Source organism: Acidovorax temperans, from assembly GCF_028596105.1.
Lineage (GTDB): Bacteria > Pseudomonadota > Gammaproteobacteria > Burkholderiales > Burkholderiaceae_C > Acidovorax > Acidovorax temperans.
The window spans coordinates 3080979-3094976 of the sequence record NZ_CP117193.1 but is presented as its reverse complement, the minus strand read 5'-3'; the positions used below and the strand labels follow the sequence as shown (position 1 = coordinate 3094976).

The 13998-nt window shown below is 60.3% G+C and carries 17 protein-coding genes and 3 pseudogenes; 11 read left to right on the top strand and 9 right to left on the bottom strand.

Translation table 11 applies throughout. The features are described from left to right. Nucleotides 1–41: 41 nt before the first annotated feature. Entirely contained in the window at nt 42–653 is a 612-nt protein-coding gene (locus tag PQV96_RS14540) for an outer membrane beta-barrel protein (RefSeq protein ID WP_207373920.1), read from the bottom strand. Between the two features lie 295 nt (nt 654–948). Between PQV96_RS14540 and PQV96_RS14535 the strand changes: the two genes are divergently transcribed. The 3 genes from PQV96_RS14535 (at nt 949) to PQV96_RS14525 (ending at nt 3245) form a co-directional block, all read left to right on the top strand. After that, the gene (locus tag PQV96_RS14535; protein WP_198845396.1) at nt 949–1311 is read left to right on the top strand and encodes a DMT family protein; all 363 of its coding nucleotides are present in this window, start codon (nt 949–951) and stop codon (nt 1309–1311) included. Between the two features lie 257 nt (nt 1312–1568). Then, nucleotides 1569–2216 carry a DUF47 domain-containing protein gene (locus PQV96_RS14530; protein ID WP_044395966.1) on the top strand — a complete coding sequence of 216 codons (648 nt, stop codon included), beginning with the start codon at nt 1569–1571 and terminating at the stop codon, nt 2214–2216. Nucleotides 2217–2234: 18 nt separating this feature from the next. Beyond that, nucleotides 2235–3245 (top strand): inorganic phosphate transporter, encoded by a 1011-nt coding sequence (locus tag PQV96_RS14525; protein ID WP_198845395.1) that lies wholly within the window; start codon nt 2235–2237, stop codon nt 3243–3245. An 87-nt stretch (nt 3246–3332) separates the two neighbouring features. Here PQV96_RS14525 and PQV96_RS14520 read toward each other — a convergent pair whose 3' ends face one another. Beyond that, entirely contained in the window at nt 3333–3779 is a 447-nt protein-coding gene (locus PQV96_RS14520; protein ID WP_198845394.1) for a TM2 domain-containing protein, read from the bottom strand. Nucleotides 3780–3788: 9 nt separating this feature from the next. Continuing rightward, nucleotides 3789–4310 carry a GNAT family N-acetyltransferase gene (locus tag PQV96_RS14515; protein WP_142083875.1) on the bottom strand — a complete coding sequence of 174 codons (522 nt, stop codon included), beginning with the start codon at nt 4308–4310 and terminating at the stop codon, nt 3789–3791. A gap of 135 nt (nt 4311–4445) precedes the next feature. On the opposite strand from PQV96_RS14515, the gene rpsP reads away from it, so the two are divergent. The 6 genes from rpsP (at nt 4446) to PQV96_RS14485 (ending at nt 8575) form a co-directional block, all read left to right on the top strand. Then, nucleotides 4446–4697, top strand: coding sequence for a 30S ribosomal protein S16 (gene rpsP, locus PQV96_RS14510; RefSeq protein WP_010463504.1), 252 nt, complete (start codon nt 4446–4448; stop codon nt 4695–4697). Between the two features lie 73 nt (nt 4698–4770). Then, on the top strand, nt 4771–5340 hold the full coding sequence (gene rimM / locus PQV96_RS14505; RefSeq protein WP_044395973.1) for a ribosome maturation factor RimM: 570 nt from the start codon (nt 4771–4773) through the stop codon (nt 5338–5340). 23 nt (nt 5341–5363) lie between these two features. Continuing rightward, nucleotides 5364–6122: a tRNA (guanosine(37)-N1)-methyltransferase TrmD gene (gene trmD / locus PQV96_RS14500; RefSeq protein WP_273623309.1), complete on the top strand. Its 759-nt coding sequence runs from the start codon at nt 5364–5366 to the stop codon at nt 6120–6122. A 127-nt stretch (nt 6123–6249) separates the two neighbouring features. Next, entirely contained in the window at nt 6250–6633 is a 384-nt protein-coding gene (rplS, locus tag PQV96_RS14495; RefSeq protein ID WP_044395977.1) for a 50S ribosomal protein L19, read from the top strand. Between the two features lie 165 nt (nt 6634–6798). After that, nucleotides 6799–7515 (top strand): CoA pyrophosphatase, encoded by a 717-nt coding sequence (locus tag PQV96_RS14490; protein WP_273623308.1) that lies wholly within the window; start codon nt 6799–6801, stop codon nt 7513–7515. Between the two features lie 70 nt (nt 7516–7585). Then, nucleotides 7586–8575, top strand: coding sequence for a CobD/CbiB family protein (locus PQV96_RS14485; RefSeq protein WP_273623307.1), 990 nt, complete (start codon nt 7586–7588; stop codon nt 8573–8575). Between the two features lie 59 nt (nt 8576–8634). Here the strand turns inward: PQV96_RS14485 and rsgA are convergent, their stop codons facing one another. Genes rsgA through PQV96_RS14470 form a run of 3 tightly spaced genes read right to left on the bottom strand, consistent with a single transcriptional unit; the run spans nt 8635 to nt 11247 of the window. Next, nucleotides 8635–9582: a ribosome small subunit-dependent GTPase A gene (gene rsgA / locus PQV96_RS14480; RefSeq protein WP_044395983.1), complete on the bottom strand. Its 948-nt coding sequence runs from the start codon at nt 9580–9582 to the stop codon at nt 8635–8637. 18 nt (nt 9583–9600) lie between these two features. After that, nucleotides 9601–9942, bottom strand: a complete 342-nt coding sequence (locus tag PQV96_RS14475) for a 4a-hydroxytetrahydrobiopterin dehydratase (RefSeq protein ID WP_044395984.1) — start codon at nt 9940–9942, stop codon at nt 9601–9603. Nucleotides 9943–9945: 3 nt separating this feature from the next. Then, on the bottom strand, nt 9946–11247 hold the full coding sequence (locus PQV96_RS14470; RefSeq protein WP_207373924.1) for a M48 family metallopeptidase: 1302 nt from the start codon (nt 11245–11247) through the stop codon (nt 9946–9948). 37 nt (nt 11248–11284) lie between these two features. Between PQV96_RS14470 and orn the strand changes: the two genes are divergently transcribed. Continuing rightward, complete coding sequence (gene orn, locus PQV96_RS14465) at nt 11285–11863, top strand: oligoribonuclease (RefSeq protein WP_207373925.1); 579 nt, start codon at nt 11285–11287, stop codon at nt 11861–11863. Here the strand turns inward: orn and PQV96_RS14460 are convergent. The 3 genes and pseudogenes from PQV96_RS14460 to PQV96_RS14450 form a co-directional block, all read right to left on the bottom strand. Next, nucleotides 11849–12166, bottom strand: a pseudogene (locus PQV96_RS14460) (IS110 family transposase); the annotation flags it as partial. The gene orn and the pseudogene PQV96_RS14460 overlap by 15 nt on opposite strands. A 279-nt stretch (nt 12167–12445) precedes the next feature. Further along, nucleotides 12446–12610: pseudogene (locus tag PQV96_RS14455) on the bottom strand (transposase); the annotation flags it as partial. A gap of 53 nt (nt 12611–12663) precedes the next feature. Beyond that, on the bottom strand, nt 12664–13707 hold the full coding sequence (locus PQV96_RS14450; RefSeq protein ID WP_273623305.1) for an IS630-like element ISStma10 family transposase: 1044 nt from the start codon (nt 13705–13707) through the stop codon (nt 12664–12666). 42 nt (nt 13708–13749) lie between these two features. Here PQV96_RS14450 and PQV96_RS14445 point away from each other — a divergent pair. Further along, nucleotides 13750–13998 (top strand): annotated as a pseudogene (locus PQV96_RS14445) (transposase); the annotation flags it as partial.

Below are 13998 nucleotides of genomic sequence, written 5' to 3'. Positions count from 1 at the left end.
TTGGCTGAGTCGCCTGTGATGCTCGCTCAGGCTTGATGTGGTCAGAAACGGTATTGCAAACCCACCGTGGTCATCTTCACGTCTTGCTTGCTGTCAGAAAACTTGAGTTTGTGGTTTTCCCACTCGATCACGGCGGCCCACTGCGGGGTGAATGCCCAGCGCGCACCCACGCCGTACGACATGCCAAAGCCATCTTCCTTGCCCGTCTGCACGCCCAGGCCGCTGGCGCCGGAGGTGCGGGTGCGGCCATAGGTCGTACCCACTTTGCCGAACAGGTCGAATTGCTCGTTCAGCGGTGCACGGCCCACCAGGCTCAGGTTGAAGCCATGGGCCTCGGTATCACCGCCCAGCCGCCGGGCCTTGCCTGCATTGAGGTAACCCAGCTCTACGCCCCAGTTGGGGTGGAAGAACCCCCCGGTGTAGATCTTGAAAGCCGTGTCGGAGTTGTCATACGCCATGCCTGCAGGGCCGGTGGAAAGATCGTACTTCGAGCGACCGGCGCTGATGCCGGTGTAGCCGTTATGGGTGTAGGGCAGCATCGATGCGCGTTCACCGGACTGGCTGGGGTAAGAGTTAGTGCTCTGTGCCTGGGCGCCAGCCACGGCGAATGTGGCAACCAGCGCCACGGGGAGAAGGCGAAATGCGGACTTCATGGATCAGTTCCTTGGTGGTCTTTGCGGGGGGCGATGGCGCGGATTGCGAGCAATGCATCCCAGCGCCGAGCGAAGCACCACTGTATGAAGCGTTCCGACTGCCGGACGTGGGAGGCCGGGAGATGCGGTTGTCAGCGCCGTCCTATCCGGCGGCAGGGCAGGGCGTGTTCTTCTATGGCAAAGCTCAGTCAGCGCTGAATGCTACTTTTTATATAGCTGTAAGCGCTTGTTGCATAAGCGCTAGAGGCCATTTTTACTAAAATCAATCGCATCCACGCTTGCCCCTGGCCACCTTATGCAAACGCTCCAGTCCTTGCCCATTTCTTTGCAAACCGTGTTGCTGCTGATGGCCAGCAACGTGTTCATGACGTTCGCCTGGTACGGACATCTCAAGAACCTTGCGTCTTCGCCCTGGTACGTGGCGGCGCTGGTCAGCTGGGGTATTGCGCTGTTTGAATACCTCTTGCAGGTGCCGGCCAACCGCATCGGCCACACGCAGTTCAATGTGGGGCAGCTCAAGATCATGCAGGAAGTGATCACGTTGAGCGTGTTTGTGCCGTTTGCAGTGTTTTATATGGACCAGCCGCTCAAGCTGGACTACCTGTGGGCAGGACTGTGCCTGGTGGGCGCCGTGTATTTCATCTTCCGCAGCGCTTGAGCGGGCGGGCTTGCGCCGGGTGGGTTGTGCGCCGCCGGGCATGGCCGTCACCCCTCGTGTCCGCAGGCTTGCATCGGGGCTCGGGGCCTTGCTGGCGGGGCTTCTTGCACCTGCCTGGGTGTTGACCAGGCTCTAAGTGAGTGGTTGCCCCCGCCAGCGGACAAACGCGCACGGTTAAACTCGAGATGTCACAAAACCGTCACGATACCCTGTGGCGTTCGTTCTTTTGTATCTTTAAATTCCCACCAGGAGCCCGCATGCTGTTTGCCAAGCTGTTGCCACGCGAAGGCAATTTTTTCGAAATGTTCAACCAGCATGCGGAGCGCATCGTCGAAGCCGCGCGTGCTTTTTCGCAACTGGTGGCCAACTACGGTGATCCGCACCTGCGGGACAAATACAACCAGGACGTGGACAACGCCGAACGCGCTGCCGACCGTGTCACGCACGACGTGAACAAGGCCATCCACAAGACCTTCATCACGCCCATCGACCGGGAGCAGATCCACGCGCTCATCAACACCATGGACGATGTGGCTGACCTGATCCAGGACTCGGCCGAGACCATGGCGCTGTACGACGTGCGCCACATGACCGAAGAAATCACCCGCCTCACGGACCTGAGCCTCAAGTGCTGCGAGCGCCTGCGCGATGCCGTCAAGCTGCTCGACAAGATTGCCGACCCCGCCGTGGCCGAGGCCGCGCTCAAGACCTGCGAAGAAATCGACCGCCTGGAATCGGATGCCGACCGCGTGATGCGCAGCGCCATGAGCAAGCTGTTCCGCGAAGAGCCCGATGTGCGTGAAGTCATCAAGCTCAAGGCCATTTACGAGCTGCTGGAAACCATCACCGACAAGTGTGAAGACGTGGCCAACTGCATCGAGGGCATCGTCCTCGAAAACTCCTGATCCACCGGACTGACTGACATGGAAACCGTACAGACAGCCCTGTGGGTTGTGGTTCTGCTCGTCGCGTTGGCGCTCCTGTTCGACTTCATGAACGGGTTCCACGATGCGGCCAACTCGATTGCCACGGTGGTCTCCACTGGTGTGCTCAAGCCTGCCCAGGCGGTGCTTTTTGCGGCATTTTTCAACTTTGTGGCGATCTTTGTCTTTCACCTCAGCGTGGCTGCCACGGTGGGCAAGGGCATCGTGCAGCCGGGCGTGGTGGATACGCACGTGGTGTTTGGCGCCCTCGTAGGTGCCATCACCTGGAACGTCATCACCTGGTACTACGGCATTCCCAGCAGCTCTTCGCACGCTCTCATCGGCGGCATCGTGGGTGCGGTGATTGCCAAGGCCGGTGCGGGTGCTTTGGTGTCCACCGGCATTTTGAAGACGGTGGCGTTCATCTTCGTGTCTCCCCTGCTGGGCTTTCTGCTTGGCTCGCTCATGATGGTGGGGGTGGCCTGGGTTTTCCGGCGAACCCGCCCCAACAAGGTGGACAAGTGGTTCCGCCGCCTGCAGCTGGTTTCTGCCGGCGCTTACAGCCTGGGCCACGGTGGCAATGACGCGCAAAAGACCATCGGCATCATCTGGCTGCTGCTGATTGCCACCGGCTATGCGACCACGGCAGACACATCGCCGCCCACCTGGACGATTGTCAGCTGCTATGTGGCCATTGGCCTGGGCACGATGTTCGGCGGCTGGCGTATCGTGAAGACGATGGGTCAGAAGATCACCAAGCTCAAGCCTGTGGGCGGCTTCTGTGCCGAAACCGGTGGCGCGTTGACCCTGTTTCTGGCCACCACGCTGGGCATTCCAGTCTCCACCACGCACACCATCACCGGTGCCATCGTGGGCGTGGGTTCTACGCAGCGCGCCAGCGCGGTGCGTTGGGGGGTGGCTGGCAACATCGTCTGGGCCTGGATCTTGACCATTCCAGCCAGCGCCTTTGTTGCGGCCATTGCTTACTGGGTGAGCCTGCAGTTGTATTGATTGCTACTGAAATGATAGCTGCCTGCGCTTGTCCATAAAGCGTCAACGCCCTGTTTGGTTGTCAAGCCAAACAGGGCGTTGTGTTTTTTACTGCGAGATTTTGCGGGCTTCTTCGATCTGGTATTCAAAGTAGCGCTGAAAGCTGAAGGCAATGCTCGCCATCAGCACCGTGGTGCCCATCAGCAGCGACACCACCATCGCCCCAATGGTCAGCCACCGCGTTTGGCCCGCAGCCGCCAGTTCGGGAGCGCTGGGGTTGTAGCGCGCGTTCCAACGCTCCGGGGTTTGCAGGCCGTACAAAATCCCCCGCAGTGCGCAGCCCGCAATGGTGAAGCCCAGCAGCGGTATCAAGAACCAGCTGTACTGGTCATCTTGCCCAAACTGCTGCACCCGCTGAATGCCATACAGACCGAGTGCGGTAGGGATGGGTAGCAACCAGCCCAGCATGTCGGTCAGGCCGTGCAGATAAAAGCGGTGCAGGCCCAAGGGCCCCCCCACGAAGGCGAGCCAGGCGGCCAGGGTTTTGTTCTTCATGGGGGCGCATTATTCCGGTGAAGTGGTGTCCCCCGCGCCCAGGGTCTTTTCCATGAGCACGATGTCGCGCCAGGCGCCAAATTTCCAGCCCACCGAGCGCATCACGCCCACATCGGTGAACCCCAGTGCGCGGTGCAGCCCGATGGAGCCAGCGTTGGCAGAGTCTCCAATCACCGCGAGCAACTTGCGCACGCCCACCGCTTCCGCTTGCACGGCCAACTCGGCCAGCAGCTTGCGGCCCACGCCCATGCCCCGGGCAGCGTCGGCCACATAAATCGAATCTTCCGCCGAGAAGCGGTACGCCGGGCGGGGCTTGAACCAGTTGGCATAGGCAAAGCCCAGCACCTCGCCGTCCTTCTCGGCCACCAGCCAGGGCAGGTTGCGGCCCAGCACGTCTGCGCGGCGTGCAGCCATATCAGCTTCGGAAGGCGGGTCTATCTCAAAAGTGCCTGTGCCGTGAAGAACGTGGTGGCGATAAATGGCAGTAATGGCGGGCAGGTCTGCGTCGGTGCTCGGGCGGATGATGGGCATACAAGAGGGTTGTGGATATAATTGCAGGCTTTGCAACGTGTCGCTGGCCGGGTGGTCATGTCGCGTGTCTCAAACGTTGCGAAATTTCCGTGGCCCGCGCATTTTGACGTTGGCTCACCACCCGAAGGATAAATCATGGTCGTTATTCGACTCTCTCGCGGCGGCTCCAAGGGCCGTCCTTTCTTCAACATCGTTGTTGCTGACAAGCGCGTGCGCCGCGATGGCCGTTTCATCGAACGTATCGGCTTCTACAACCCCACCGCCAAGGAAACCGAAGAAGGTCTGCGCATCGTGCAAGACCGCCTGACGTACTGGCAGAGCGTGGGCGCCCAGTCCTCGCCTACCGTGGACCGCCTGATCAAGCAAGCTGCCAAGAAGGCTGCTTAAAGTCCCCCGAGAAGGGCGGGTTCCGTGGGTTTTCCCGGCGGATCCCGCCCTTTTCTTTTTGTCTGAACGAAAAATGGCCACATCCCTCCACCTCGAAGCCGCAAACCTGCCCGAAGATGCCATTGAAGTGGCGCGCATTGCCGACGCCTGGGGGGTGAAGGGCTGGTTCAAGGTCGTGCCGCACAGTGCCGACCCTGAAGCCTTGTTTTCTGCCAAGCGCTGGTTTTTGCAACCGTCTGAGCGCGGCGCCAAGGCGTTCACGGGTACCGTGCTGCTCAACATCCGCCAGGCCAAGGACCACTCGGACACTGTGGTTGCCTGGGCCGAAGGTGTGGATGACCGCGATGCCGCAGAAGCACTGCGGGGCGCCCGCGTGTTCGTGCCGCGCTCCAGCTTTCCATCGACCGGTACGGACGAGTACTACTGGGTGGATCTGATCGGCCTGCAGGTGGTCAACCGAGAGGGGGTTGCGCTGGGCCAGGTGCGTGAATTGATGTCTACCGGGCCGCAAACCGTGCTGGTGCTGGCCTATGAGCAGGACGGAAAAGCACAGGAACGGATGATTCCTTTTGTGTCTGCCTTTGTGGACAAGGTGGAGCTGGCGGAAAAGCGCATCACCGTGGACTGGCAGCCTGATTATTGAAGCCGCAGAGGTCGCGCCCCGCCATGCGTTTCGATGTCATCACGCTGTTTCCCGAGCTGTTTGCCCCGTTTTTGACGGCAGGCATCACGCGGCGTGCTTACGCCAGTGGCCAGGTCGATGTGCACTTGTGGAACCCGCGCGACCATGCCGAGGGCAATTACCGGCGCGTGGATGACCGGCCCTTCGGTGGCGGGCCAGGCATGGTCATGATGGCCGAGCCCCTGGAGCGGTGTCTGAACCACATCCGTGATCAACGTGGCGAAGCACTGGATACGCAAGCGCCGCTGGTGCTTTTTTCTCCCATCGGGCGCAAGCTCAACCATGCGGAGGTAGAGAGGTGGTCTGCCAGCGCTGGTGCCATCTTGCTGTGTGGTCGCTACGAAGGGGTGGACCAGCGATTCATCGATGCGCATGTCACCGTGCAGTTGAGCTTGGGCGATTTTGTGCTGTCGGGTGGCGAAATTGCGGCGCTGGCGTTGCTGGATGCCGTGGCCCGCTTGCAGCCAGGGGTGTTGAGCGATGAAGGCAGCCACCAGTTCGACAGTTTCAACCCGGCGCTGGATGGCTTGCTGGATTGCCCCCACTACACGCGGCCCGAAGAGTGGGCGGGCAGGGCGGTTCCGGCGCCTTTGATGTCGGGCCACCATGCGCAGATTGAGCGCTGGCGGCGGGACCAGCGGCTGCTGATCACGGCCCGCCACCGGCCCGACCTGATCGATGCAGCGCGCGCTGCGGGTGCGTTGCAGCCAGCCGACGAAGCGGTACTCGCCAAATCGCGCTAACGGGTTATAATGGCAGGCTTTTCGATCCTCTGGCCGGCCGTTTTGTGAGAGGTTTCACCTCGGCAAAACCTGAACGTCAATCCCGACGCAGCCATTTGTGGCGCGGACAAGATCGTTGGATATCAACATGAACCTGATCCAGACCCTGGAAGCGGAAGAAATCGCCCGCTTGAACAAGACCATCCCCGAATTCGCCCCTGGTGACACCGTCATCGTGAGCGTGAACGTGGTGGAAGGTAACCGCAAGCGCGTGCAGGCTTACGAAGGCGTGGTGATTGCCAAGCGCAATCGCGGCCTGAACAGCGGCTTCACCGTGCGCAAGATCTCGAGCGGCGAAGGCGTGGAACGTACGTTCCAGACCTACAGCCCGCTGATCGCTGGCATCGAAGTCAAGCGTCGTGGTGACGTGCGCCGTGCCAAGCTGTACTACCTGCGTGACCGCAGCGGCAAGTCGGCACGTATCAAGGAAAAGCTGCCTTCGCGCGTCAAGGCTGCTGCCACCGCCGCTTAAGGCGCAGGCATCCCCTGATACGCAAACCGCTACAGTGCTCAGGCCTGTAGCGGTTTTTTCGTTTCTGATGCCTGGATGGTTACCAGCGCCAATCTTTTGGCGAACCACCAGGAAGTTTGAGCAGGCCCTCGTGCCCGCTTCAGGCCAGCCAACCCGCCCACACCCGTGAGTACCACCAGCCCTTCAGATCGTCCTGTGGCAGCGTCGCCCACGACCTTGCCGGATTTTGATCCGCGCCAAGTGCCCATTGCAGCGGTCGACATCCATTTGCCTGCCGTTCCTCGGGCAGCCCTCACGCCTGAAGCGCTGCGCCAGCGCTTTGTAGCCCCGCCACAGTGGGAGCCAGAGGTGGTACTCGAAAAGTCGTACGCCAGCCGTTCACCGGCACGGGCTGCGGTGTTGCTCGGTATCGTGCTGCGCGATGAGCCCATGGTGCTGCTGACCGAGCGCACCGCCCACCTCTCCACGCATTCGGGGCAGGTGGCGTTTCCTGGCGGTCGTACCGATCCAGAAGATGCCAGCCCGGCGCACACTGCGCTCAGAGAGGCCGAAGAGGAAGTGGGCCTGGCCGCGCGGCACGCGGAAGTGTTGGGGGTGCTGCCCACCTACGTTACTGGATCCTCGTTCATCATCTCGCCGGTGGTGGCCTTGGTTGCTCCCGACTGTGAGCTGAATCCCAACCCCTACGAGGTGGCCGATCTGTTCGAGGTGCCTCTGGCGTTTTTGATGGATCCGGCAAACCATCGCAGGCATGTGTTTGAGAGCGGGGGCGTTGAGCGGCAGTGGTTTTCCATGCCGTATCAAGATGGCTCCAAGTCTCGTTTCATTTGGGGCGCCACGGCAGGCATGTTGCGCAATTTCTATCGATTCCTGAGCGCTTGAGTAGCCATAGCGACTGGATGCGGGTGGCGCAGGGCTTGGTGGCTCGTCAGGCCCCGCTATCATTGGCCGCATGAATTTCTTTGCCATCCTGTTCGCTCTGCTGATCGAGCAGGCACGCCCTCTGGCCCGAACCAATCCCATCCATGCCGGCTTGCGCGCGTGGGCGCTGTCTGTGAGCCGCAATTTCGACGCTGGTAAAACCCACCATGGCTGGGTGGCCTGGAGCTTGGCGGTGGTGGTGCCCGCGTTGGTGACTTTGGCCATCCATGGGGCTTTGATGTGGGGGCTGGGCTGGCCTTTTGCGGTGCTCTGGAGTGTGGCGGTGCTTTACGTTACGCTGGGTTTTCGCCAGTTCAGCCACCATTTCACGGGCATCCGCGATGCACTGGAAGACGGCCAGGAAGACGCCGCGCGTGAGCGACTGGCGCACTGGCAGCAGGTGGATGCAGGAATGCTGCCGCGCAGCGAAATTGTTCGCCACGTCATCGAGTACTCAGTCATTTCGGCGCACCGACATGTCTTTGGCGTGCTGGCCTGGTTTTCCATTCTGGCGGCCCTGGGGCTTGGCCCCACCGGTGCGGTGTTCTATCGCATGGCAGAGTTTGTGTCGCGCTACTGGCACCACCGGCAGCAGCCGGCCGCACCACAGGCCAGTGAAGCGCTGCAAGTCGCCTCAGCCAAGGCTTGGTGGGTCATTGACTGGCTGCCTGCGCGCCTGACGGCGCTGAGCTTCGCGGTCGTTGGTAGTTTTGAAGAGGCCATCGAAGGCTGGCGTTTTCATGCCCAGCGTTTTCCCAACGATAACGATGGGGTGGTGTTGGCGGCCACGGCGGGAGCCATCAACGTGCGCCTGGGTGGAGAGGCCCTGAAGGCGCGCTCAGAACCCACCGCGGTGCAGCAAGGTCTGGAGATTGATGCCGAGTTGGGCGACAGCGATTCCACGCCAGGCGTAGCCCCCGAGGTGGGGCATTTGCGCAGCGTGGTGGGCTTGGTGTGGCGGTCTGTGGTGGTCTGGATGCTGCTGCTGGCCTTGCTGACCTTGGCGCGCCTCCTGGGGTAGCAGAAGGCGCCCGGCAAAGCCGCGACACGCTCGCTGCCGCCGCTGCCCGTTCCTGTTTGTCAGTACCGAGGCTGGCTCAGTTCGGCGAATAAATCACTATAAATTTTATAGCGCGTTGCGCTTATTCCGCCTGCGCTAGGTGGCATTTTCAGTGCATCCAGCACACCGCAGCCCGGCTCATGCAAATGCGTGCAGTTGTAGAAACGGCAGTCATTGGCATGGGCTGCAATATCGGGCATGCAACTGGCCAGCTGCATAGGGGCGATATGGTGCAGGCCAAATTCTTGAAAGCCGGGGGAGTCGATCAGTGCGGTGGTGCGCTCGGCGTCCACCCAGTACCAATGGGTGCTGGTGGTGGTGTGCTTGCCGGAGTTCAGGGCCTGCGAGATTTCTCCCGTCAGCACGGTAGCGCCTGGCACCAGCAGGTTGATGAGGGTGCTTTTGCCTGAACCAGAAGGCCCCAGCACCAGCGTGACTTTGCCGCGCAGGTGCTGCAAAAGCACTTCCCGATCCACCTCATTCGATTGCGTCAGGCACAGGGGCAGCACGCCGTAATGCTGTCCTTCTTTGCCCATGTGGCGATAGGGCTGCAGGCGTTCCCAGGCGCGGGCAAACGGTTCCACCAAGTCGCTTTTGTTCAGCGCGATCAGCGGTGTGATGTGCGTAGCCTCTGCCGTGATCAGGGCACGGGCCAACTGGCTCTCAGAAAAAACCGGCTCCGCCGCAATCAGGATGAGCACCTGGTCGATGTTGGCTGCGAATGATTTGGTGCGGATCTCATCCTGCCGGTAGAACAGGTTGCGCCGTTCAAGCACCTTCTCAATCGTGCCTTCGTCCCCCTGGCCCTGGGGGGCGGCTTGCCACATCACATGGTCGCCCACCACGGCATGGCTTTTTTTGCCCCGGGGGTGGCAGATGCGGCGCTGGCCGTCGGGTGTCTCCACCACGCAGTGCCGGCCGTGGCTGGCAACCACGGTTCCTTGCATGAGGGCGCTGCGCTCAGCCATGGGTGGGGGCTGCGAAGGTCATGCCAGCACCAGCAGTTGGTCAAACTGCGCCGCGCACTCGATGTCGGTGATCGAGATGCCTTGCACATCATGGGTGTTCAAACGCACCACGCAGCGGTTGTAGTGCACGGACAAGTCCGGGTGGTGGTCTTGTGCATTCGCGATGAAGGCCACCGCATTCACGAACGAGATCGTCTCGTAGTAGTTGGCGAAGTGGTAGGTCTTCTCGATGGCGACGTTCTCGCCATCGCCACTCAGGCTCCAGCCTTCCAGTTGAGCCAGTTTTGCTACAACTTCAGGAGCTTTCAGCGCACGGCGGGTCTGGGTGGACCAGTCTTTTTTCTTCAACATGGAGGTCATGATTCAGGGGGTGTAGGAAAGGCGTGCCAGCCGCTCGGAGGCCGGTGGGTGTGAGTAGTAGAACTTCACGTAGACCGGGTCAGGGGTCAGGGTGGAGGCGTTGTCTTCGTACAGCTTGAGCAGCGCGGAAGACAGGTCTGCTGCCTGCGTTTGTGCCGCTGCGTAGGCGTCGGCCTGGAACTCATGCTTGCGCGAGAGTTGCGAGAACAGCGGCGAGATGAACTGGGTGAAAACGGGCGTTGCCAGCATGAACAGCAGCAGCGCCAGGGCATCGTTGGGCGCGCTGCCCCAGTCTGCAGACAAGCCCATGGCAGGGTACACCCCCAGTCCCGTGTAGAACCAGCTTTGGGTGGACAGCCAGCCCAGCAGTGCAAAGCCCAGCAGGCTGAACGCGAACATGCTCACGATGCGCTGGATGATGTGCCGGTGCTTGAAATGCCCCAGCTCATGCGCCAGCACGGCCTCTACCTCGCCCACGGTGAGCTGGCGCAGCAGCGTGTCATAAAACACCACACGCTTCGCAGCGCCAAAACCTGTGAAGTAGGCATTGGCATGGGCGCTGCGGCGGCTGCCGTCCATCACAAAAAGCCCCTTGGCTGCGAAGCCGCAGCGTTCCATCAGATGCGACACGCGTTGCTTGAGGGCTTCGTCTTCCAGTGGCTTGAATTGGTTGAACAGCGGGGCGATGAAGGTGGGAAAAATCACCATCAGCAGCAGGTTGAATCCCATCCAGACGGCCCAGGCCCAGGCCCACCAGTAGGGGCCCGCCTGGCCCATCAGCCACAGGATGGCTGCTGCAATCGGCAGACCAATGGCAGCCCCCAGCAATATCGACTTGCACAGGTCTGCAAGCCACAGGGCCGGGGTCATTTTGTTGAAGCCGAAGCGCTTCTCCTGCACAAATGTTTTGTACAGCGACACCGGCAAATCGATCAGCCCGCTGATCAGCACAAAAGCTGCCAGCAGCGCCAATTGTTGCCACATGCCGCCACCCAGCCAGTGCAGCAGCGCCTGGTTCAGCAGATTCAGCCCGCCAAGCAAGGTCCAGCCCAGCAGCACGGCAGTGCCCAGGGCCAGCTCCAGCAGCTCCAGCCTGGCTTTGGCTACCGTGTAATCTGCCGCCTTTTGGTGAGCGGCCAGGGTGATGCGCTCGGCAAAGGGCGCAGGAACGGCGTTGCGGTGCCGTGCCACGTGGCGTATTTGCCGCGAAGCGAGCCACAGTTTGAGCAGCATGCCCGCACTCAGCGCAAAGGCAAACAGAAGTGTGAACAGCAGGGAAGGGGAAATTGCGTCGGAAGAGGCCATGTGCGGCGAGTTTAGGTCATCGGCGACAATGCGCCCCATGTCAGAAGCTAACACCCCAACCCTCGCCGTGCTATCAAAATCAGATCAAAACCTTGTGTGGCTGGACTGTGAAATGACGGGCCTGAGCCCCGAGAACGACCGCCTGCTGGAAATCGCTGTGGTGGTGACAGGCCCTTCGCTGGAGCCTCGCGTTGAAGGCCCCGTGCTGGTCATCCACCAGTCTGATGAGCAATTGGCAAAGATGGATGCATGGAACCGTGGAACCCATGGCCGCAGCGGGCTCACGGACAAAGTGAAAGCATCCACCCTGACGGAAGAGCAGGCCGAGGCAGAAATTCTGGCATTCCTGCGCCAGTACGTTCCCAAGGGTGTTGCTCCCATGTGCGGCAACAGCATTGGTCAGGATCGACGGTTTCTCGTGCGCTACATGCCCAAGTTGGAGGCGTTCTTTCACTACCGCAATGTCGATGTGAGCACCCTGAAGGAGCTGGCCAAGCGCTGGAAGCCGGAAGCCTATTCGAGCTTCAAGAAAGCGCAGAAGCACACGGCTCTGGCAGACGTTCATGAATCTATCGACGAGCTGGCACATTACCGAACCCACTTCCTGGCTGTCTGACCAGATGGCCTGGGCATCACGGGCGTCAGTCTTGTCGCGCAGCACAAAGGCACGAACATGCATGGCGGGCAGCAACTTGATCTCATGTCCCAGCGTCTGCAGCGTTCTGGCCCAGTGGTGCGCACCGCCACAAGCCTCCATCGCGACGAGCGACTTCTGACGATTGGCAAAGAATGCGGTTACTCGATCACGCCTGAGCTTGTGCCGGGTGACCTCGCCTGTCTCGGCATCCACGACGTGCAGCTGGAACACGTGCTTGGCAATATCCATTCCGATGACTGGCAGCGTTGCAGTAAATTGCATGGTGGGGCCTCCGGTTCAAAGGTGGTTGCGACGAACTTCCACTTTGGCACTTTGATGCCGTTACCGCCAGGCCCCACCTTGTATCGGGTAACAGGCCAACGGCGGTGTAGGTGGAGACGTCCATGCCATCTGAACAACTCGAATGTGTGAGTGCTACAAGGCCGACGTTTACAGATCGCGCGATGGATGCCGTCTAGGCAGCCCTTGGGCCTTGTTTTCCCAGCCCTGTTCTGCTCTCTTGCACCGCTTTGGCGGCCATTTGCCTGATTTCAGGCGCACTCATCCCTGCACCCCCAGCAATTGGTGGCGCACCATCCAAAGATTGGACAGCGCAAACAGCGTCTTGGGCTGCAGCGTGTTCTTCTTCAGCCGCCGGTAGCGCACCTTCGTGTATCCAAACTGCCGCTTGATCACCCTGAAGGGATGCTCCACGTTGGCCCGGATGCGAAAGAGACTGCTGGAATCCACAGGGCATATATTGATCCGGCGGGGATTATTCATGAGGCCGCATAGGCGACATGCTTGTCACTAAAGTACTTCTTGACCCGCTCTGGTGTGTTCTCCAACATCGTCATGTGTTCAGTCGCCGCTGCACGCAGCTTGGCCTTGGTTCGCACCGGAACCTTGCTGCCAATCGCATGCTTCAAATCTGCGTTCAGCCGCTCCTCTGGGTTGAGCTCAGGGCTGTAGCTGGGCAGGTAGAACAATTCAATGTCCTGTTTGTGCTGTGTCGCCCACTCCTTGACTGGCTTGCTGTGGTGCACCCTCAGGTTGTCCAGAATCAGGAATATCTTCTTGCCCTGCGACTCCTTGATCAAGGCCTGCATGAACTCGATCAGCCTGTCTGAATTGAACGCCTCGTCAATGATCATCCAGCGCGTTTTGCCCTGGTTGGTGACGGTGGCAATCATGGAGAGCTTTTGCCGCGTTCCGCCGACTGCGCGCGTCACTGGTGTTTGGCCCGCAGGTGCGTAACTTCTGCCACGCACATCCGTGTTGACCAGCGCTGTTTCGTCACCCCAATGAATTTCTGCGCCTTCACGCTTGGCTCTGGCCTCAATGGTGGGGTATTCATCTTCGAGCCAGGCCTGGACGGCCTCGGGCCGCTGCTCGTAGGCTTTCTTGATCGGCTTTTGCGGTGTAAAACCCCAGCGTGCCAGATAGTCGCCCACCGCCCGCACAGACAGCTTGATCCCCAGGTCGCGTTCAATGAGTTCGCGCACTGCGGGCCGACTCCAAAGCGCGAACTCCATCTTGATCTGCTCTGGGCGTTTGTCGATGATGGTCATTCGAATCACGCGCTCTTGCTCAGTGCTCAGGCTGCGTCCACTACCTGGTTTCTTTCCCCTGGCGTGGGGCTTGAGTGCGGCCGCACCGCCTTGCTCGAACAGGCGCAGTGCAGTGTTAACCCCAGACCAACTGAGCCCGGTTTGCTCAACGATCTGCATCACGCCAACACCTTTTCGATGCAAGCGAATGACCTGCTTGCGCCGTTCATGCAGCACTTCCCGCGACTGCTTGCGTGCATCTTCTTTTTCCATGAACGTTCGACTCACGCAATCTACAAAAGTTCATGAATAAATCATGCCGAGTTTATAGTCAAGGAGTGGGCGACACAGCACAAACAGGACATTGAATTGTTCTACCTGCCCAGCTACAGCCCTGAGCTCAACCCAGAGGAGCGGCTGAACGCAGATTTGAAGCATGCGATTGGCAGCAAGGTTCCGGTGCGAACCAAGGCCAAGCTGCGCGCAGCGGCGACTGAACACATGACGATGTTGGAGAACACACCAGAGCGGGTCAAGAAGTACTTTATTGCTCCGGCCCCATGA

Coding starts and splice junctions, on each gene's coding strand:
- trmD (WP_273623309.1), top strand. CDS start 5,364: ATGCGTTTCGATGTCATCACGCTGTTTCCCGAGCTGTTTGCCCCGTTT.
- PQV96_RS14475 (WP_044395984.1), bottom strand. CDS start 9,942: ATGACCTCCATGTTGAAGAAAAAAGACTGGTCCACCCAGACCCGCCGT.
- PQV96_RS14485 (WP_273623307.1), top strand. CDS start 7,586: ATGAATTTCTTTGCCATCCTGTTCGCTCTGCTGATCGAGCAGGCACGC.
- rimM (WP_044395973.1), top strand. CDS start 4,771: ATGGCCACATCCCTCCACCTCGAAGCCGCAAACCTGCCCGAAGATGCC.
- PQV96_RS14530 (WP_044395966.1), top strand. CDS start 1,569: ATGCTGTTTGCCAAGCTGTTGCCACGCGAAGGCAATTTTTTCGAAATG.
- orn (WP_207373925.1), top strand. CDS start 11,285: ATGTCAGAAGCTAACACCCCAACCCTCGCCGTGCTATCAAAATCAGAT.
- rpsP (WP_010463504.1), top strand. CDS start 4,446: ATGGTCGTTATTCGACTCTCTCGCGGCGGCTCCAAGGGCCGTCCTTTC.
- rsgA (WP_044395983.1), bottom strand. CDS start 9,582: ATGGCTGAGCGCAGCGCCCTCATGCAAGGAACCGTGGTTGCCAGCCAC.
- PQV96_RS14540 (WP_207373920.1), bottom strand. CDS start 653: ATGAAGTCCGCATTTCGCCTTCTCCCCGTGGCGCTGGTTGCCACATTC.
- PQV96_RS14535 (WP_198845396.1), top strand. CDS start 949: ATGCAAACGCTCCAGTCCTTGCCCATTTCTTTGCAAACCGTGTTGCTG.
- PQV96_RS14525 (WP_198845395.1), top strand. CDS start 2,235: ATGGAAACCGTACAGACAGCCCTGTGGGTTGTGGTTCTGCTCGTCGCG.
- PQV96_RS14470 (WP_207373924.1), bottom strand. CDS start 11,247: ATGGCCTCTTCCGACGCAATTTCCCCTTCCCTGCTGTTCACACTTCTG.
- PQV96_RS14450 (WP_273623305.1), bottom strand. CDS start 13,707: ATGGAAAAAGAAGATGCACGCAAGCAGTCGCGGGAAGTGCTGCATGAA.
- PQV96_RS14520 (WP_198845394.1), bottom strand. CDS start 3,779: ATGAAGAACAAAACCCTGGCCGCCTGGCTCGCCTTCGTGGGGGGGCCC.
- PQV96_RS14515 (WP_142083875.1), bottom strand. CDS start 4,310: ATGCCCATCATCCGCCCGAGCACCGACGCAGACCTGCCCGCCATTACT.
- rplS (WP_044395977.1), top strand. CDS start 6,250: ATGAACCTGATCCAGACCCTGGAAGCGGAAGAAATCGCCCGCTTGAAC.